The following is a 17,211-nucleotide window of genomic DNA, read 5'->3' on the forward strand; positions in this document are numbered from 1 at the left end:
AAAACATGACGGTCCACGAAGGTGCGGCGTGCGGCGTGCCGCGCCTTCGCGGTGAAAATGCGTTATCGATTACCGATCGTGCGGGCGAACGAATGTGCTTTTTTTCTGAGATTTGAAATGCTTATAGAGCGAATAGCCCGCAATGCCGGCTAAGACAGCCAAGAGGGCAAGGGATCCTGTGGCCATGAACATCACCTCCGAATAAGAATGGCAAGGAGGCGTATTTGTGACATTCATCACTTTACGGGGCAATGAGAGCAATCTGTAATCGGGAAACTGGCATGAGGGAGGAGCAAAAAAAAAGCGCCTATAGGGAGGCGCATAAAGATTTGCAACACAGCTTGTTGTGTTCAACACCAGGAGGAGTGGTGAACTGGCGCTATTCTATGCAGCGGCGAGGGCGGCTGATATAGGTATTACTCCGAAAGCGGTGCTACCACTCATAGCCCAACTGGATGTTGTAATCGGGATCCTGGTTGGTGGAGTAAGGATCGGATTGGCGGCGGCGATCGGTTTTCATCACCGGGCCTTCATACGCGGGATAAGGTTTGGTGCGCGGTTTGCTGCAGCCCGGATGATCGCATTCGATATCGACGCGAAAGCCGTTCTTGTCGCGTGCCTCTGCCCAAGTAATCGGCGGTTTCGCCGCCTTAGGGGCTGGCCCTGACGGTGCTGTCGGCTTGGGAGCGGGAGTCACACTGGGTTCTGGAGCTTGATAATTCAGCTCCAGTGCACTCTGCGGAGCGCTGTAAGCGGCAAAGGCCAGCAGGGCGGCGGCACTGGCAGTTGGTAAGGTAAGCCATCTCGGCATGATGAATCTCCCTGAATGATTTCTGTAGGCAACTATAAAACAGCAGAACGAGAATTACTATCATTTACCTTGGCTGTTACGGGGGGCCAGGCGGTGATTCTATCGACCGACAGGGTCAAATCCTGTGCGTTTAGCCGAGATTCACGCCCCATCACGGCGAAAAAGGTTGCTATTGCCGCTCGCTCATGAGTTAATGATGTCGGCCTGTGGTACAGACCTATTTATGCACGACATTTTGAGTAAAGTAGTTCAAATTTAAAGCGTTATCCCGGATAGCCCTTCTCTGACGAATTTCCTTTCCAGTGCCTCCATAAGTAACTGATGACCGGCTATCTCGCCCATGGCGGCTAACATTATTATTGAAGGAAATTAGACATGTCCAACATGATCAAAGGTCAAGTGAAGTGGTTCAACGAAGCTAAAGGTTTTGGTTTCATCACCCCAGCAGACGGCAGCAAAGACGTATTCGTACACTTCTCTGCTATCCAGGATCAAGGCTTCAAGACCCTGGCTGAAGGCCAGAACGTACAGTTCTCTATCGAGAACGGTGCGAAAGGTCCATCTGCGGCTAACGTTACCGCTATCTAATTGGCGTCTACCGCTGATTGAAAAGAACCCGCTGCGGCGGGTTTTTTTATGCCTGCAATTTGGCAGCGCGTAAAAAAAGCCCGCAAGTCTGCGGGCAAAAGTTCCTTGTTACTTCATTTGCGAGCGCTTCTCTGGGGGGGAAACGCCTGAAGACAGGCTACGCGAGACCGGCTTAAGATTCTGCGGCCAAACCGTTAAGAAAGTGAAAATCCAGGCGGCTGCTACGCTGATAGCAGAGGCCGGCAGGGCTGGAGTGGTGTCCATCGCCCTCGCTTTTGTAATACACTGACGGCAATCGCAAATAATGGGGAAGGGTATGCAGGTTAACGATCGAGTGACGGTAAAAACAGACGGAGGCCCGCGACGTGAAGGCGTGATTTTGGCCGTAGAGGTGTTCAACGAAGGCACCATGTATCTGGTTTCTCTTGACGACTACCCGGCGGGCGTATGGTTTTTTAATGAAATCGACAGCCGTGACGGCACGTTTGTGGAGCCCTGCCGCGAGCACGGGCAGTAACTTAGGTTAATCTCATTAATTTGCTAATGAAATTGTCCATTTTGAGATTATTTCATTGCGGTAAGATTTTTTTTATCGACGGCAAAAAAATACCCGTTGCGCTAGCGGGGGATAACGCAGCAGGTATTTTTTTGTGGTTCCAGCGGCTGCTATCCAGATGACATTATCACCGGGTATTTAACGGCTGGTAAAACAGAGCGGGGGCGTTCTCTGTGGTTCAGCGGCTATTGACGAATATTCCACTGGTCAATGTATCGGTCAAACGAACAACGTGATAAATGATCTGCTTGTTGTGCGTTTTTATTTTCCGCTTGATGTTTCCCTTGTGGGAAGAGACCGTTTTGGCCTTTATTTGCATCTGGTCTGATATCTGGATGGTACCTTGACCGGACATCCACATGCGTAGCATGTTTGATTCAGTCTGGCTCAGCGTTACCGGCGTTTGATCCAGAGAGGATTTCTCCGTACGGAGGGACGTTCTCTCGAGATAGTGACTAAGTAGCTGATTCATAGTCTCTGGTTTGATGGATTTTGACGATATGATGACGTTCTTGCGAACATATAAATAATCGTCGAAATGTACGTTGGTAATGGCCATGAAGATGAAGAATAACGTATCCGGGTGCAGTGAAATCACCCGTTTTATTCGCTCGGTGGCGTTTGCTTCGTGGATGAAGCAGTCCTCGTTAATAAACACCAGGCTCGGATTTAACTTGCTGCATTTTTCATGCAGGCTGTCAATGTCCTCGATGGCATTAATATGGCGCCTCTTCACGCCATGCGAAGTCAGATAGTCGGTTAACCCCAATCTGGTATAGCTACATGAATCCATGATAATCGTTGGCATATCGCACCCCCACTTAAATCCGTTTTACTGCGGTAATATGAGAAAAAGCCTAAAAAGCCGAAAGGCAAAATGGAACAATAATTCAGTGTAGCGAGTGTTCTATCAATAAACACGACGGCACTCAATGATATTTTCATACTAAACTTATTAATTGCATGAATCTATAAGTTTGGCTTAAGTCAGGGCGATCTGCTGCTCGTCCAGCTTAGGCATGTTGAGCCTGATTTGCGCTTGGCGCCCGTGCCTGTCTGCATTGCTTGCCGCTAATCTGTTCATCATGTCACGAAACAAAATTTTAGTTTGCTAGGAAAAGTCTTAAAAAAAATTCATGTGTCGTTTTTTTGATGTCTTTCAGCGCGTTTTTTGAGTGGTCAAAAAGCGCTCCCTCTGGTGTTTTTGACTTTTTACATATAAAAATCATTATCTTATAGGTGTTTTTGCTCTCTATGCTAATGATAAGCACTTCTTTTTTTATCATAACAACAAACAAAAGTTAACATTATGACCGGAATGTGTAGCTTAATTGTTGCTATAAATCACCGTTTTACAATGAGTTATATAGATATTTATTTCGCATGAAATAGTTTTCGTGAATGTTTAACGGTGATTGAGTGATTTCTCTAAACTATCATCCTGCAGTCCGATCCACGGGGAGGAATGGCAGGTCGGAGTTGTCTCTGGCCCGCGTTGGTTTTAACTTGCCTCTCCACCTTTCAAAAACAGGATGTCGCGGTGAGACAGAATCAGTATGGGCAGCCGATAGGTGAGGCCCTTCCTCATTGGCAGCCGGCAGGCATACCCGGGCACACGCCGCTGCAAGGGCGGTTTTGCCGCCTCGAACCGCTTAACCTCGCGCGCTGGGGGGATGCGCTTTATCAGGCTTACCAAACCGCTGAGGACGATCGTGACTGGACCTATCTGTTTTGGGAACGGCCGCAGTCGCACGCAGATTTCCAGCGCTATCTTCAGGCACAGGTGTCCAGCGCAGACAGAAACACGATGGTGGTGATCGATCAGACGAACGGGCACGCCGTGGGAACCTGCGCTTTTTTACGCATCGATCCTGGCAACGGCGTGGCCGAACTGGGCACCATCAACTGGTCGCCGCTGATGAAGCGCAGTGCGCTGGGCAGCGAGGCGATTTTCTTGATGCTGCGGCATCTTTTCGACGATCTTGGCTACCGGCGCTGCGAATGGAAATGCGATAGCCTCAATCTGCCTTCACGCCAGGCCGCCGAGCGCTTGGGTTTCCGCTATGAAGGCACGTTCCGCCAGGCCGTCGTTGTTAAAGGACGCTCGCGCGACACCGACTGGCTGTCGATCGTTGATGGAGAATGGCCGGCACGATACGCGGCGTTTGCCGCCTGGCTGTCGCCGGATAACATCAGCGATGACGGGCGGCAAGAACGTCGTTTGCAGGCCTTCCAACTCGGGTAATCGCCGCGCGCGTTAGGCCGTTTCCGCCAGGCAATGGCGCAGCGAGTCCAACGTCAAGCGGATGTCCTGTTCCTCTGTCATCCAGTTGACCAGCGCGGCGCGGATCCCCGGCTGGCCGTTGTAACGCGTAGGGGTGCAACGCACCACGCCATGCCGGCTAAGGCGTTCGAGAAAGCGATCGCGCGCCGCTTCGCTCTCACCCTGTGGATGACTGAGGGCGAAGCACACCACGTTCAAATTCACCGGCGCCAGCAGATGGAAACCGTCATCGGCCGCTAACGCCGCCCCCAGCGCCTGCGCCAGTTCGACGTTGCGCTCGACGATATCTCGTATACCGCTGCGGCCATAGGCTTTCAGCGTCAGCCAAAGCGGCAAGGCGCGGAAGCGGCGCGAATTTTCTGGCGTCAGATGCAGATAGTTGTCTGGCCGCAGCGTCGGTGCTTCCAGGTAAGCCGAATGGTTCTGAAATACCTGCATTTGCAGATCCAAATGGCGGGTAAATTGGATCGCGCTGTCATAAGGCACATTCAGCCATTTATGCGCATCGACGGTGATGGAATCGGCATGCTGCCAGCCCTCAAGCTTTGAGGCGTATAGCGGTGAGCAGGCCGCCACGCCGCCGAATGCCGCATCGACATGCAGCCAAAATGGATAACGCTCCCGCAGCGCCAGCAGCTGCGGCAGATCGTCGAAAGCGACAGTGTTGACCGTACCGGCGCTGGCCAGTACCAACGTTGGCTGGCCAGCGCCGGCGGCGAGCTGCCGCGCCAGCGCTTCCATATCCATGGCTTCAGACTCCGGCAGGCTGGCGACGATCGTCAACGCCTCGCGGCCGATGCCGAGCATGCTGAGCGCCTTCACGCTGCTGGAATGCGGATTGGCCGCCAATACCCGGATGGGGCCCAGCGCCGCCAGGCCTTGTTGGGCGATATCCACGCCTTGCTGTTGTCCCAGCCACTGCCGGCCAATGGCCAACCCGGTGAAATTGGCCATGGTCGCGCCGCTGACCAGGCTGCCGCTGAACGTTTCCGGCAGGCCCAGCAGGGATTTCAACTGCGTCACGGCCGCCAGCTCGATCGTGGCTGCAATGGTATCATGGCTGAGCAGGCTATTTTGGTCTGTCACGCTAACCAGCCAGTCGGCTGCGACCGCCGCCGGGGTGCCGCCGCCGGTGACGAAGCCGAAATAACGCGGGCCGGCGCTGGCGGAAATGCCGGCCTGATAACGTTGCCAAAAGCGCTCCAGCGCTGCCAGGGCGCCTTCGCCGTTTTCCTCCAACCGATCGTCGCCCGGTTGCAGCTGCTGATGCTCGAGCGGTGGGCAGACCGAGCGTTGCTGCAGCCCGGCCAGGAAATCCTCCGCCAACTGGCGGGTGTGGTCGAGGATCTGCGGAAACTGCGCGAGGTCCTGTTGCAAACGTGGGTGCATGGTGGCTCCGAAAGCGTCAGGGATGATGGGGTAAACATAGAACATTTGCCTGCCGCTCAAAATCGATGAAAAATAACCTTTTTGGATAGCCTGGTTAACCAATGATGAATGAACGCATTCCCTTGCATGTCTTGCCGACCTTTGCGATCGCCGCCAGGTTGGAAAATTTGCGCGCTGCGGCGCAACAGGTGCATTTGACGCACGGCGCGGTCAGCCAGCAAATTCAGTTGCTGGAGCAGGCGGTCGGCTATCCGCTGTTTGAACGGCGCGGGCGCGGTGTACGCCTGAATGCCGCCGGGCGAGAGTTGTTGGCGGCGGTAGAGCCGGCGCTGCAGGCACTGCAGCAGGGCGTCGCCCGCGCCCGGCGTGCGGCGACAAGCCAGACGCTGCGTATCAGCGTGTTGCCGTCTTTTGCCCATTATTGGCTGTTGCCGCGTCTGCCTGCTTTTCATGAGGCCTGCGCCGATATTGCGCTGGATATTGATGCGTCACTGGCGTTGCAGGATCTGTCGCAGCGAGGGTTCGATGCGGCGATCCGTATCGGCAGCGGTCAATGGACGGGGCTGCAGGCGCAGCGCATCGCGTCGGGTGACGTGCTGCCGGTCGCTTCGCCGGATATGGCGCGAGAATGGAGGGCGGCGTTCGAGAACGGTGGCGATATTCCGTTGCTCGAGCACGACGTCAGTCCCTGGCGCGACTGGTTCAACGCGCAGGGGCGGCCGTTATGCGGGCGACAACAGGCGTTATTCAACGATGCCGGATTGTTGATTCGCGCGGCGGAGCAAGGGTTTGGCATCGCGTTGGCGAAAAAGCTGCTGGTGCAGGATGCGCTTGACGCGGGGAGACTGGTGGCGTTGGCCGCGCCCCGTCGTCTGAGCGATGACGACGTTTACCTGGTGTGGCCGCAGACCGCCGGGTTGACGCCGGCGGTTACCCGCTTGCTGCAGTGGCTTCAGCGACAGTTGGCGGCGATTTAGCGGCGTAGCCATTCCGGTTGCGAGGTGCCGAGCGTAGTCGCCGGCAGCGCCCATTGCAGCGCCGTACCCTGCAGGCTTAACGGGGCGCGCAGGCGTTGCGCGGCCCCCCAGTAAGTCAGTTCTGTTTCCGGGTTCTCGTCGGCGGGGCCGGCCGGTGCCAGCGGTTCCGGTCGATAATCTGCCGAACAGGGGTGCGCCAGCAGCAGTTGCGCCGTGCGCGCCAGCGACAGCCGCGCGTGGTAGCCGGTACCGCGGCTCAGGCGCTGTGTCATACCGGTCAGCACCGCTGCCGCCATCAAATAGCCGGTGGCGTGATCCAGAGCCTGTACCGGCAGCGGCACCGGCAAACTGGCGCTGCGCCAAACCATACCCGCCTCCGCCAACCCGCAGCTCATCTGTACCAGGCTGTCGAAACCGCGCCGGGTCCGCCACGGCCCGCTCCAGCCGTAGGCATTCAGGCAGACGTCGATCAGGCCCGGCGCCAGCGCGCGTCTTTCCTCCGCGCCATAGCCCAATTTCTCCAACGCACCGGCGCGGTAGCCGTGCACGAGCACGTCGGTGTTTTTCAGCAGATGTTCAAACGTATGGCGATCGCGCGCATTGGTCAGATTGAGGCGTGCGCTGCGCTTGCCCAGCATCACCTCGTGCTCGACGCCGGGTTCATCCCAGCCGTAGGGATCGATGCGCAGCACGTCGGCGCCCAAACCGGCAAGAAAACGGGTGGCGATCGGCCCGGCGAGAATGCGCGTCAGATCCAGCACCCGCACGCCGTGCAGCGGCCGGGCGACGGGTAGCGCCCAGCCCGGCGGTGGCGCTTCCGGCTGCAGCGAGGCGTGGATAAGCGGTTCGAGCGCTACGCTTTTGCCTTGAATATGTTGTCGCCACGCGGCCGCCGAGCGCATTTGGGCCGCGCAGCCGCCGGCCTCGATCACGGCTTCCTCCAGCTCGCTTTTTTTCCAGTCCAGCACACGTTCCGCCAGCGTGCCTTTATCCGATGCCGAACCCAGCACCTGTTCCACCGCTCGCCGATGGTGCGGCGCATTGGTATGCAGACGTATCCAGCCATCCGCCGTCGCGTAGTCGCCGGCCAGTGCGTCCCAGGCCGCAGGCAGCGTCCATCCCAGCGGCCGCAGCGTCCAGCCAAACCAGAGCGAGGCCAGGCGTTGATCTATCCAGACCTGCGGCGCGTCGGCGGCCTCGCAGCGAAGCAACTCGGCGCAGGCCAAACCGGCGGCGCTCCAGGCGGCGGTCGCCAATTCTGTGACGGGAAAAGCCGAAGGCAATGCGCCGACGCCGCTAACGGTTAACCGGTCGGTAGGGGCGGGGCGCTGCCCCAGGCTTCGCCAAATCTCGTCGAGCAGAGTGTGGATCAGAGGCGTCATCGGCCACTCCTTACGGGTTGTCGGAAATATAGCCTAGCGTAGCCCACCGCCGGCGACCTTGCTAAGGCGTAACGTCGAATGTGCGGCCGTCGGCCAGTTTGGCGCGCAGGCTGTGGGCCGCGATGACAGTGAAAGGCTGCGCGTAAAGTTGGCGGCCAGCGTCGAACCGTCGCTGAAGGTCGTCTGCTGCACCCAGCCGTCCCGATCGAGCCAGCGGAAGTCCAACAACGCTTTGTCCCACAGAGCCTGATGCAGCGGCCGGAAGGCGGCGTCGGCGCCCAATGTCGCCACCTTCTATTTGTGACATCGAAATATAATCGCCGTATTCCAGTTTATTTTTCGTTTAATAAATTAGCCTTTACTTCATTATCCGACGTCACTATACTCAGCCAAAATTTCGGTGGAGAAACTCAATTGGACAGTTGTAGTTGTAATAAAACAAATAAGGCAAGCTGACCAATTCTCTTCTGATTTGTTGCTTGCCGTTATCGGCGGGCAGCACCCCTCTCCAGTTATTTCTGAGCTGTGCATACCCGAGTAATAAACGTTTCCTGATGCCTGACGGTTTCAGGTGAATCGAGTTGGACGTTATTATGGTATTTTGCAGCCACAGCCTTTTCCCTCCAGGCACGACACGCTGATTCGCTGATTTATTTTCAGCGCGCTTTCGCGTGTGCTAAACAGCACATGATTTTATCTCCTGCGGTTAATTAAGGGGACAGTCATGGCTATGACTCCTTTCGTTTTAAATTTATTGCTGGCGATGTGCCTGGGCGCGGTCATTGGCGCCGAGCGCCAGTGGCGCCAACGCATGGCCGGCCTGCGCACCAATGCGCTGGTGGCGACCGGTGCGGCGGTCTTTATTCTCAGCTCCATGTCCACCGATCCGGCCAGCGCCGGCCGGGTGGCTGCGCAGATCGTATCCGGTATCGGTTTCCTCGGCGCCGGCGTTATCATGCGTGAAGGGCTGAACATTCGCGGCCTTAACACCGCCGCCACGCTGTGGTGTTCGGCGGGGATCGGCGTCCTGTGCGGCCTGGGCCAGCATTGGGATGCGGTGGTTGCTACGCTGGTGATCCTGTGCGCCAATATCCTGCTGCGCGAAGCCGCGCAGCGTATCAATCTGCAGCCGCACCAGCAGGCAACCGATCTGGAACTGTGCTATCGCATTCAGGTGACCTGCGGTGAGCAGGACGAAATTCTGGTGCGCACCCTGATTCTGCAGGCGCTGAACGGCGTGGCCTTGCGGCTGCAATCCTTGCGCAGCGCCGATATCTCCAGCCCGGGGCAATTGGAAGTGTGCGCGGAAATTACCGCCACGCCGGCCGCGCAAAAAGAAATTGAGGGTATTGTCTGCCGCGTCAGCCTGGAGAAAAGCGTGAGTGCCGTTCGCTGGCGCGTCGCGTCCGAATTACCGGTCTGATTAATTATATAAATATTTATTAACTTGATTATATGCTCAGGTTATTCGGGCTCGCCTGAATAACGCGGAGCATTAAGGAGGCGTTATGGACGATGACCCCGGAAGGAAAATGATTCCAGCGTGGCTGACAGGGTAATTCCGCCATTTAGTCACGCTAATAAAAAATTCCAAGCTGCGCAGAGTCACCTGTTTATCGGGCGGGGCTTCGCTGTGCGCAGAACGAAAATAAGAGAATAGCGTTATGACTCAGATTAATGAAAGAACGCGTCGCCGTGATAAAGACGCGGTGACCTACGCCATTGCGCAAGAGGCGACCAACAGCATCGCTCAAACGCTGGCGAACCTGAAGTGCAACCGCAACGGCTTGACCCAGGACGACGCCGATGAGCGGCTGGAACAGTTCGGCGCCAATCAGGTCGCCCATGACAAGGCGCCGCATGCCCTGATCCAGCTGATCAAGGCCTTCAACAACCCGTTTATCTTCGTGCTGATGGTGCTGGCTGCGATCAGTTTCTTTACCGATTATTGGCTGCCGCGCCAGAGCGGTGAAGAAACTGAACTCACCGGCGTCATTATCATCCTGACCATGGTCACGCTGAGCGGGCTGCTGCGTTTTTGGCAGGAATACCGCACCAACAAAGCGGCGGAAGCGTTGAAGTCGATGGTGCGCACCACCGCCACGGTGCTGCGCCGCAGCAGCTACAGCGCGCATCCGCTGACGCTGGAAGTGCCGATCCGCGAACTGGTGCCGGGGGATATCATCCAGCTCTCCGCCGGTGATATGGTGCCGGCCGACGTACGCCTTATCGCCTCGCGCGATCTGTTCATCAGCCAGGCGATTTTGACCGGCGAAGCGATCCCGATCGAGAAATACGATGCCATGGGCAACGTGGCGCAGAAGTCGAGCGAAGGGGAAGTGTCCAGCGAGAACGCGCTGCTTGAGCTCTCCAACATCTGCCTGATGGGCACCAATGTCGCCAGCGGCACCGCTACGGCGGTGGTGGTGGCGACCGGCGGGCGCACCTACTTCGGCTCGTTGGCCAAGTCAATCGTTGGTTCGCGGGCGCAAACCGCGTTCGATCGCGGGGTGAACAGCGTCAGCTGGCTGTTGATTCGCTTCATGCTGGTGATGGTGCCGGTGGTGTTGCTGATCAACGGTTTCACCAAAGGTGACTGGAGCGAGGCGGCGCTGTTCGCGCTGGCGGTGGCGGTCGGCCTGACGCCGGAAATGCTGCCGATGATCGTCAGCTCCAATCTGGCGAAAGGGGCGATCGCCATGTCGCGTCGCAAGGTGGTGGTGAAGCGTCTGAACGCCATTCAGAACTTCGGTGCTATGGACGTGCTCTGCACCGACAAGACCGGCACGCTGACCCAGGACCGCATCATTCTCGAGCACCACATCGACGTCACTGGCGCCAGGGATAACGAAGTGTTGCACCTGGCCTGGCTGAACAGCTTCCATCAGAGCGGCATGAAGAACCTGATGGATCAGGCGGTGATCCGTTTCGGGCGCGGCAAACCGGGGATTGAAGCCCTGGGGCGTTTCAGCAAGGTGGATGAGTTGCCGTTCGATTTCGTGCGCCGCCGTCTGTCGATCGTGGTGGCGGATGAGAATGGCAAGCAGCAGCTGATCTGTAAGGGCGCGGTGGAGGAGATGCTGGAGATCGCCACCCACGTGCGTGAAGGCGACAAGATGCTGGAGCTGGACGACGCGCGCCGTGCGGCGTTGCAGGCGCTGGCCCGCGAGTACAACGAAGACGGTTTCCGCGTGCTGGTGCTGGCGACGCGTGAGTTGGATGCGCAGCGCCCGGCCGAACCGCTAAGCGTGGCCGACGAGCGCGATATGGTGGTGCAAGGGCTGCTGACCTTCCTCGACCCGCCGAAGGAGAGCGCGCAGCAGGCGATCGCCGCGCTGCAGGAAAACGGTGTGACGGTGAAGGTGCTGACCGGCGACAACCCGGTGATCACCTGCAAGATTTGCCGCGACGTCGGGCTGGAGCCGGGCGAGCCGCTCTCCGGGCTGCGGATTGAACAGATGGATGACGAAGAACTGGCGCGCGAAGTGGAACAGCGCACGGTCTTCACCAAGCTGACACCGCTGCAAAAATCGCGGGTGCTGAAAATGCTGCAGGCCAACGGCCATACCGTCGGTTTCCTCGGCGACGGCATCAACGATGCGCCGGCGCTGCGCGACGCCGACGTCGGCATCTCGGTCGACACCGGCACCGACATCGCCAAGGAATCGGCGGATATCATCCTGTTGGAAAAGAACCTGATGGTGCTGGAGGAGGGGGTGATCAAAGGGCGCGAGACCTTCGGCAATATCATCAAGTACCTGAACATGACCGCCAGTTCCAACTTCGGCAACGTGTTCTCGGTGCTGGTGGCCAGCGCCTTCATCCCGTTCCTGCCGATGCTGGCGATCCACCTGTTGATTCAGAACCTGATGTACGACATTTCTCAGCTGTCGCTGCCGTGGGACAAGATGGACAAAGAGTTCCTGCGCAAACCGCGCAAGTGGGACTCCAAAAACATCGGGCGCTTTATGCTGTGGATTGGGCCGACCTCGTCAATCTTCGATATCACGACGTATGCGTTGATGTGGTACGTGTTTGCCGCCAACAGCGTGGAACACCAGGCGCTGTTCCAGTCCGGCTGGTTCATTGAGGGGCTGCTGTCGCAAACGCTGGTGGTGCATATGCTGCGCACCCAGAAGATCCCGTTCATTCAGAGCACCGCGGCGCTGCCGGTGTTGCTGACCACCGGGTTGGTGATGGCGCTCGGCATCTACATTCCGTTCTCGCCGCTCGGCGCCCTGGTTGGCCTGCAGCCGCTGCCGTGGGAATACTTCCCGTGGTTGGCCGCTACGCTGGTCAGCTACTGCGTGGTCGCGCAGTTGATGAAGCGTTTCTACATCCGCCGCTTCGGCGAGTGGCTGTAAGCCGCCTCGGCGTTCACTTCGGGGGCGAAATTCTTCGCCCCTGCACTACTACAGCAGTTTGTTGACCAGCAGGCCGAGCATGATGGTCAGCGTGAAGGAAAACAGCGTGCCGAGCAGCACATACTCGGTGCGCATCTTATCGTCGCTCTGGCGCAGATCGCCGAAACGGAAGATAGATTTGGCCGCCAGCAAAAAACCGATCGCCGGAATTTGCCCCAGCAGCACGAAGGTCAGGATCAGCGTTCTCTCCAGATAGCCAATCTGTTTGCCCGCGCGCAGCAGCGAATCGTTGTCGGCCTTGGCCGAAGGCGGCATTTGCGGCGTCCAGTGCGCCAGTAGTTGCCCGATCAGCAGGCTCATCGGCAGATAAATCAGGCTGTAGGCCACCAGCACCAGGCCAATTTGCCAACGCCCCAACTGCTGCCCCAGCGCGGCGAGCAGTTCACCGGCATTCGGCGTCAGCCCCAGCCACAGCAAGGTGATCACCGCCAGATGCAACCCCTGATCGAGCAGGAAACTGCGGGCCGGGCTCAGGCGGGTCATGACGGTGACTTTCAGCAAATCGATCAGGTAATGGCTGACGGCGATGACCAGCAGGCTGACCAGCACCTGAAGTGAAGAAAGCCCGCCGTGCAGCAGGCCGAACCCGGCCACCACCCAGGCGGCCAGCACCCCGTGCAGCAACGCGTGCAATACCAGAAAACGCGAACGCGCGCGATGTTGGATTTTGTCTTCCACCCAACTCAGCGGCTGCAGCGGAAAATCCGCCAGCAGATGGACGAGCAACAGCCAGGCCAGCAAAGGCGCATAGGTCAGATCCATAGTCAGACGATCCTGTTAATGGCGTGAATAAACCGCATGATTTCCTCGTAGGCCGCGCGTTTCAGTGCGGCGGAGACCGTGGAGGCGGCTTTTTGCAGCTGGTCCGCCACGGCGGCGCCGCTGTCGGCGAACATTCTCATCTGGACGATGCGCGCTTCGGTCTGCGACAGGCGGCCAATCACATGATCTAACATCGGCAGCAGATCGCTGACAATGGCGTTTGTCCGATCGTTGTCGGTTTTCAGAGCCAGGCGGCAATTTTTCGCCATGGCGTCCAGCGCGCTGCCGGAGTTGATAAAGGCACTGCCGTAACCCGCGGCGTCGGGCCGTTGGCTGCCCAGCCCGACGGCGACGCGCGCATCCCAGTGCGCGGCGCCCATCGCCCGCAGCGCGAGGCGAATATATACCGCCAGCAGCAGCCCGTCCTCCGGGGCGGCCTGCGCCTGGAAGGCGTCGCCGCGAAAGATTTCCACCTGATGAAGCTGCCCGTCGCGCTGCAGCCGATCGAGCAGGCTGTGCAGCTCGTTGAGGTAGTTGACGGTGTCTGATCGGCGAGAATCGACCAGATCGCCGCTGATTACGCTGATTGGCGTCGACATAGCGTGTTCCGTTGCTTACCGAGGGATGACTATAAATTCGCACCTGGATACGAATATGTCAATAATTCGTCTTTGGATACGAATTTGTAGGGAATTCGCCTGTGAGAACGAAATGCGGTGGCGTGAGGAAAGGGGACGAACGGCCGGGAATGCGCGGGCCTGTCAGGCTCGCCACCGGCGGTGTAGAGGGAAAATGGCCGGCAACCGGCCGTTCAGAAACTTTTAACCAGCACTTCACGCGGCATTTCGCTGCCGTGCTTCAGCAGGTGCTCAAACGATCGTTCGCTGCTTTTCAGCTGTTGCAAAAACTCCTGCGGCGACAGATCGTGTTTTTTGCCGCTCATGTAAGCCAGCGCCAGTTCTTTTGCCTGATAGCGGGAGAAGTTGTACATGGTGTCCTCGATACGGTGAATGTCAGTGCTCACGATTGTAGCGAAAGAGCACATAATGAACAGTGGCTTTGGCGTATGGAATCGATAGCCGAAACTTAACTTGCCGGTTGCAACAGCTCATCGCACAGGCGTTTGATCACCTGAGCCTGCGGCAGGCCGTTGTGCAACATCTGACGGATATGCTCCGAATCGCTGATGCCCTGGCGGACATGGCGCTCGACGGCCTGTAACACGGCCCGATCCTCCCGCTGCTCGGCGAAATCGCTCAGCGCCTCGAGGGTGTGCAGGATGTGGGCGGTCAGGCTGCTGCGGCGCAGCGTCGTGGGATCGACGTATTCGGCGGCGAAACCGCTGCGATAGGCGTTGATCTTGTTGTAGTGGGTGAAGGCATCGTATTCCGGCGCGATCGGCGTCCGGCGTTGCAACAGAAAATCGGCCAGCAGACGGCAGTAACCGACCAGCAGCACGGCGTGCGCGAGGCGCAGCGGCGTATCGCAGATGCGGATCTCCACCGTGCCCAGCTCCGGTTTCGGCCGTGCATCCCAGTAAATATCCTTGACGCTTTCAATCACGCCGGCGGCGTTCAACCGTTCGTAGTAAGCGTTGAATTCGCGCCAGCTGTAGATGTGTTCCAGGCACCCGTAGTTGGGGAAAGAATTCTGGGCGCTGAAGCGGGAACTGGCAAAGCGCGTGTCGACCCCCTGATACAGCGGCGACGAGGCGCTGAGCGCGATCAGCTGCGGAAAATAGGGCGTCAGCGCATGGCACAGGTACATCGCCTCGTCCCCGTCGTTGACGCCGAGGTGAATGTGTTGGCCGAATACGCAGGCCAGCTTGGAGAGATAGCCAAAACGGCTGGCCAGCTGCCTGTAGCGCGCGCTGTCGCTGATAACCTGCTTGCGCCAGTCGTTGCTCAGGTGCCGGCCACCGCCGCAGACGTCGCAGCCCAGGCGCTGCGCGCTGCGCCGGACGGTATGGGTCAGGGCGCGCAGCTCGGCGTGCAGCTCATCGAGATCGCGGTGCACCGAGCTGTTCAGCTCCACCATCGATTGGGTGAGCTCATGCTTGACGCGCCGGCGGTCGCCGACCGCGCTGACCACCCGGTCGGCCCGATCCGCCAGATCGTAGTGCTCGGCATCGACCAGCTGTAACTCTATTTCGGTGCCGATGGAGAGCCTTTCCGAACGTTTGAATGTGAGCGGCATGGTACCTCCTTCCTGCAAGAACGGCATAAAGATAAGTATATGTCTCGGTGAGGAGGGCAACGTTTTGCATTTTATATTTGTTTTTTCGAATATGAAGATGGTATCTTCACGAGCGATTTGTGGAGAAGATAAAGGTTAACGGGAGTGCGACATGACGTCATTGACGCCGCTGAAGCTGTTTAAAAACCTGTCTGACGAGACGCGTCTGACGCTGGTGCTGTTGCTGCGCCACGCCGGCGAGCTGTGCGTTTGCGAGTTGTCGGGCGCACTGGCGCTGCCGCAACCCAAAATCTCAAGGCATCTGGCGATGCTGCGCGAAAGCGGGCTGTTGCTCGATCGGCGCGATGGTAAATGGATACATTATCGCCTGTCGCCACATATGCCGGCTTGGGCCGCGGCGATTATTGAGCAGGCTTATCAGTGTCGGCCAGAACAGATGACGAAGTTAGCGCAACGTGTGGCGAAAGGTTGTCCGTAACGGTAAAAAAATTTACGTAAATACATATGAAAAATCGAATATGTAAACTTAAAAAGGCGAAAGAGCAGCGATGATAGTGGCAGGGGCGATCTTTATTCTGACGTTGATCTTGGTCATCTGGCAACCGAAAGGGCTGGGCATCGGTTGGAGTGCGTCGTTCGGGGCGGGATTGGCATTATTGAGCGGTGTGGTGCACGTCGGCGATATTCCCGTGGTGTGGCAGATAGTCTGGAATGCGACCGCGACCTTTATCGCCGTCATCATCATTAGCCTGTTGCTGGATGAAAGCGGCTTCTTCACCTGGACCGCCTTGCATGTCGCACGTTGGGGCAACGGCAAAGGTCGATGGCTGTTTACCTATATGCTTCTACTGGGGGCCGTAGTGGCGGCGCTGTTCGCGAACGATGGCGCCGCGTTGATTCTGACGCCGATCGTGATCGCCATGCTGTCGGCGCTCGGTTTTCGACCTGCTGCCGTGCTGGCTTTCGTCATGGCGGCGGGCTTTATCGCCGATACTGCCAGCCTGCCGCTGGTGGTGTCCAACCTGGTGAATATCGTTTCCGCGGATTTCTTCCGGCTGGGCTTTACGGAGTATGCGGCGGTGATGGTGCCGGTCAACCTTGCCGCCGTCGCGGCGACGCTGGTGATGTTGCATCTGTTCTTCCGCAAGGATATTCCGCAGCGCTACGCATTGACGCGTTTACCGGTGCCACGGGAAGCGATTCGCGATCGCACGACGTTTCGGACCGGCTGGGCCGTATTGGCGCTGTTGTTGATGGGTTTTTTCGCCCTGGAGCCGCTCGGCGTGCCCGTCAGTTTGGTCGCCGCTTGCGGCGCCCTGGTTTTGCTGGCGGTGGCGAAACGCGGGCGAGCGATCGATACCGGTAAAGTGTTGCGCGGGGCGCCCTGGCAGATCGTCATTTTCTCACTGGGCATGTATCTAGTGATCTACGGGCTACGCAACGCAGGCTTGACCGATTGGCTTTCCGGTGTGCTGGACGCATTGGCGCGGCAGGGGCTGTGGGCAGCGACGTTTGGCACCGGCTTCCTGAGCGCATTTCTCTCTTCCATCATGAATAACATGCCGACGGTATTGGTGGGGGCGTTGTCTATCGACGGCAGCAGTGCGGAAGGCGTCATCAAACAGGCGATGATTTACGCTAACGTTATCGGCAGCGATCTCGGCCCCAAAATTACCCCGATTGGCAGCCTGGCGACGTTACTGTGGCTGCATGTGTTGGCAAAAAAGAACATCGTCATTACCTGGGGCTATTATTTCCGCGTGGGACTGGTGATGACGCTGCCGATCCTGTTCGTCACCCTGGCCGCGCTGGCGCTGCGGCTGTCCGTTTTGTCCTAACCGG

Annotated in this window: 17 protein-coding genes; 8 read left to right on the forward strand and 9 right to left on the reverse strand. The window is 57.9% G+C overall.

Going from position 1 to position 17,211, the window contains the following annotated elements:
* Positions 1–433: 433 nt before the first annotated feature.
* Positions 434–811, reverse strand: coding sequence for a hypothetical protein (locus tag ACJ8HA_RS02525; RefSeq protein WP_148123554.1), 378 nt, complete (start codon positions 809–811; stop codon positions 434–436).
* Between the two features lie 375 nt (positions 812–1,186).
* Here ACJ8HA_RS02525 and cspE point away from each other — a divergent pair, with 375 nt between their 5' ends.
* A complete protein-coding gene (gene cspE / locus ACJ8HA_RS02530) occupies positions 1,187–1,399 on the forward strand; it encodes a transcription antiterminator/RNA stability regulator CspE (protein ID WP_004935122.1) in 213 nt (70 codons plus the stop codon).
* A gap of 316 nt (positions 1,400–1,715) precedes the next feature.
* Positions 1,716–1,916 (forward strand): protein DsrB, encoded by a 201-nt coding sequence (gene dsrB / locus ACJ8HA_RS02535; protein ID WP_004935117.1) that lies wholly within the window; start codon positions 1,716–1,718, stop codon positions 1,914–1,916.
* Positions 1,917–2,133: 217 nt separating this feature from the next.
* On the opposite strand, the gene rcsA is transcribed toward dsrB, so the two are convergent.
* Entirely contained in the window at positions 2,134–2,763 is a 630-nt protein-coding gene (gene rcsA / locus ACJ8HA_RS02540) for a transcriptional regulator RcsA (protein WP_025303351.1), read from the reverse strand.
* Between the two features lie 795 nt (positions 2,764–3,558).
* Here rcsA and ACJ8HA_RS02545 point away from each other — a divergent pair.
* On the forward strand, positions 3,559–4,200 hold the full coding sequence (locus tag ACJ8HA_RS02545) for a GNAT family N-acetyltransferase (protein ID WP_080350772.1): 642 nt from the start codon (positions 3,559–3,561) through the stop codon (positions 4,198–4,200).
* A 12-nt stretch (positions 4,201–4,212) separates the two neighbouring features.
* Here ACJ8HA_RS02545 and ACJ8HA_RS02550 read toward each other — a convergent pair whose 3' ends face one another.
* On the reverse strand, positions 4,213–5,628 hold the full coding sequence (locus tag ACJ8HA_RS02550) for a pyridoxal phosphate-dependent decarboxylase family protein (RefSeq protein WP_049296076.1): 1,416 nt from the start codon (positions 5,626–5,628) through the stop codon (positions 4,213–4,215).
* Positions 5,629–5,729: 101 nt separating this feature from the next.
* Here ACJ8HA_RS02550 and ACJ8HA_RS02555 point away from each other — a divergent pair, with 101 nt between their 5' ends.
* Complete coding sequence (locus ACJ8HA_RS02555; protein WP_043140557.1) at positions 5,730–6,605, forward strand: LysR substrate-binding domain-containing protein; 876 nt, start codon at positions 5,730–5,732, stop codon at positions 6,603–6,605.
* On the opposite strand, the gene ACJ8HA_RS02560 is transcribed toward ACJ8HA_RS02555, so the two are convergent.
* Positions 6,602–7,987 (reverse strand): CoA transferase, encoded by a 1,386-nt coding sequence (locus tag ACJ8HA_RS02560; RefSeq protein ID WP_197769102.1) that lies wholly within the window; start codon positions 7,985–7,987, stop codon positions 6,602–6,604. The genes ACJ8HA_RS02555 and ACJ8HA_RS02560 overlap by 4 nt on opposite strands.
* A 33-nt stretch (positions 7,988–8,020) precedes the next feature.
* Entirely contained in the window at positions 8,021–8,278 is a 258-nt protein-coding gene (locus tag ACJ8HA_RS02565) for a glycoside hydrolase (protein ID WP_230201393.1), read from the reverse strand.
* A 433-nt stretch (positions 8,279–8,711) separates the two neighbouring features.
* On the opposite strand from ACJ8HA_RS02565, the gene ACJ8HA_RS02570 reads away from it, so the two are divergent.
* Together ACJ8HA_RS02570 and mgtA are read left to right on the forward strand one after the other, a co-directional pair.
* Positions 8,712–9,410 carry an MgtC family protein gene (locus ACJ8HA_RS02570; RefSeq protein ID WP_025303346.1) on the forward strand — a complete coding sequence of 233 codons (699 nt, stop codon included), beginning with the start codon at positions 8,712–8,714 and terminating at the stop codon, positions 9,408–9,410.
* A gap of 241 nt (positions 9,411–9,651) precedes the next feature.
* A complete protein-coding gene (gene mgtA, locus ACJ8HA_RS02575) occupies positions 9,652–12,351 on the forward strand; it encodes a magnesium-translocating P-type ATPase (protein ID WP_043140563.1) in 2,700 nt (899 codons plus the stop codon).
* Positions 12,352–12,399: 48 nt separating this feature from the next.
* Here the strand turns inward: mgtA and ACJ8HA_RS02580 are convergent, their stop codons facing one another.
* The 4 genes from ACJ8HA_RS02580 to ACJ8HA_RS02595 form a co-directional block, all read right to left on the reverse strand.
* The gene (locus ACJ8HA_RS02580) at positions 12,400–13,173 is read right to left on the reverse strand and encodes a DUF3307 domain-containing protein (RefSeq protein ID WP_025303344.1); all 774 of its coding nucleotides are present in this window, start codon (positions 13,171–13,173) and stop codon (positions 12,400–12,402) included.
* A 2-nt stretch (positions 13,174–13,175) separates the two neighbouring features.
* The gene (locus ACJ8HA_RS02585) at positions 13,176–13,772 is read right to left on the reverse strand and encodes a hypothetical protein (protein WP_025303343.1); all 597 of its coding nucleotides are present in this window, start codon (positions 13,770–13,772) and stop codon (positions 13,176–13,178) included.
* A 212-nt stretch (positions 13,773–13,984) separates the two neighbouring features.
* Positions 13,985–14,164 carry a hypothetical protein gene (locus tag ACJ8HA_RS02590; RefSeq protein WP_019453520.1) on the reverse strand — a complete coding sequence of 60 codons (180 nt, stop codon included), beginning with the start codon at positions 14,162–14,164 and terminating at the stop codon, positions 13,985–13,987.
* Between the two features lie 95 nt (positions 14,165–14,259).
* Positions 14,260–15,369, reverse strand: a complete 1,110-nt coding sequence (locus ACJ8HA_RS02595; protein ID WP_049203958.1) for a YbdK family carboxylate-amine ligase — start codon at positions 15,367–15,369, stop codon at positions 14,260–14,262.
* 151 nt (positions 15,370–15,520) lie between these two features.
* On the opposite strand from ACJ8HA_RS02595, the gene ACJ8HA_RS02600 reads away from it, so the two are divergent.
* Together ACJ8HA_RS02600 and ACJ8HA_RS02605 are read left to right on the forward strand one after the other, a co-directional pair.
* Complete coding sequence (locus tag ACJ8HA_RS02600) at positions 15,521–15,847, forward strand: metalloregulator ArsR/SmtB family transcription factor (RefSeq protein ID WP_025303341.1); 327 nt, start codon at positions 15,521–15,523, stop codon at positions 15,845–15,847.
* 70 nt (positions 15,848–15,917) lie between these two features.
* Positions 15,918–17,207, forward strand: a complete 1,290-nt coding sequence (locus tag ACJ8HA_RS02605; protein WP_442515187.1) for an arsenic transporter — start codon at positions 15,918–15,920, stop codon at positions 17,205–17,207.
* The last annotated feature ends 4 nt before the right edge of the window (positions 17,208–17,211 follow it).

The sequence above is a fragment of the Serratia sp. CY33802 genome (genome assembly GCF_052169095.1).
Taxonomy (GTDB): Bacteria; Pseudomonadota; Gammaproteobacteria; order Enterobacterales; family Enterobacteriaceae; genus Serratia; species Serratia bockelmannii.

Excerpts from the sequence above, each read along its gene's own strand:
- ACJ8HA_RS02605 (WP_442515187.1), top strand. The coding sequence starts at position 15,918 with ATGATAGTGGCAGGGGCGATCTTTATTCTGACGTTGATCTTGGTCATC.
- ACJ8HA_RS02525 (WP_148123554.1), bottom strand. The coding sequence starts at position 811 with ATGCCGAGATGGCTTACCTTACCAACTGCCAGTGCCGCCGCCCTGCTG.
- ACJ8HA_RS02585 (WP_025303343.1), bottom strand. The coding sequence starts at position 13,772 with ATGTCGACGCCAATCAGCGTAATCAGCGGCGATCTGGTCGATTCTCGC.
- rcsA (WP_025303351.1), bottom strand. The coding sequence starts at position 2,763 with ATGCCAACGATTATCATGGATTCATGTAGCTATACCAGATTGGGGTTA.
- mgtA (WP_043140563.1), top strand. The coding sequence starts at position 9,652 with ATGACTCAGATTAATGAAAGAACGCGTCGCCGTGATAAAGACGCGGTG.
- ACJ8HA_RS02560 (WP_197769102.1), bottom strand. The coding sequence starts at position 7,987 with ATGACGCCTCTGATCCACACTCTGCTCGACGAGATTTGGCGAAGCCTG.
- ACJ8HA_RS02590 (WP_019453520.1), bottom strand. The coding sequence starts at position 14,164 with ATGTACAACTTCTCCCGCTATCAGGCAAAAGAACTGGCGCTGGCTTAC.
- ACJ8HA_RS02600 (WP_025303341.1), top strand. The coding sequence starts at position 15,521 with ATGACGTCATTGACGCCGCTGAAGCTGTTTAAAAACCTGTCTGACGAG.
- ACJ8HA_RS02580 (WP_025303344.1), bottom strand. The coding sequence starts at position 13,173 with ATGGATCTGACCTATGCGCCTTTGCTGGCCTGGCTGTTGCTCGTCCAT.
- ACJ8HA_RS02595 (WP_049203958.1), bottom strand. The coding sequence starts at position 15,369 with ATGCCGCTCACATTCAAACGTTCGGAAAGGCTCTCCATCGGCACCGAA.
- cspE (WP_004935122.1), top strand. The coding sequence starts at position 1,187 with ATGTCCAACATGATCAAAGGTCAAGTGAAGTGGTTCAACGAAGCTAAA.
- ACJ8HA_RS02550 (WP_049296076.1), bottom strand. The coding sequence starts at position 5,628 with ATGCACCCACGTTTGCAACAGGACCTCGCGCAGTTTCCGCAGATCCTC.
- ACJ8HA_RS02555 (WP_043140557.1), top strand. The coding sequence starts at position 5,730 with ATGATGAATGAACGCATTCCCTTGCATGTCTTGCCGACCTTTGCGATC.
- ACJ8HA_RS02570 (WP_025303346.1), top strand. The coding sequence starts at position 8,712 with ATGGCTATGACTCCTTTCGTTTTAAATTTATTGCTGGCGATGTGCCTG.
- dsrB (WP_004935117.1), top strand. The coding sequence starts at position 1,716 with ATGCAGGTTAACGATCGAGTGACGGTAAAAACAGACGGAGGCCCGCGA.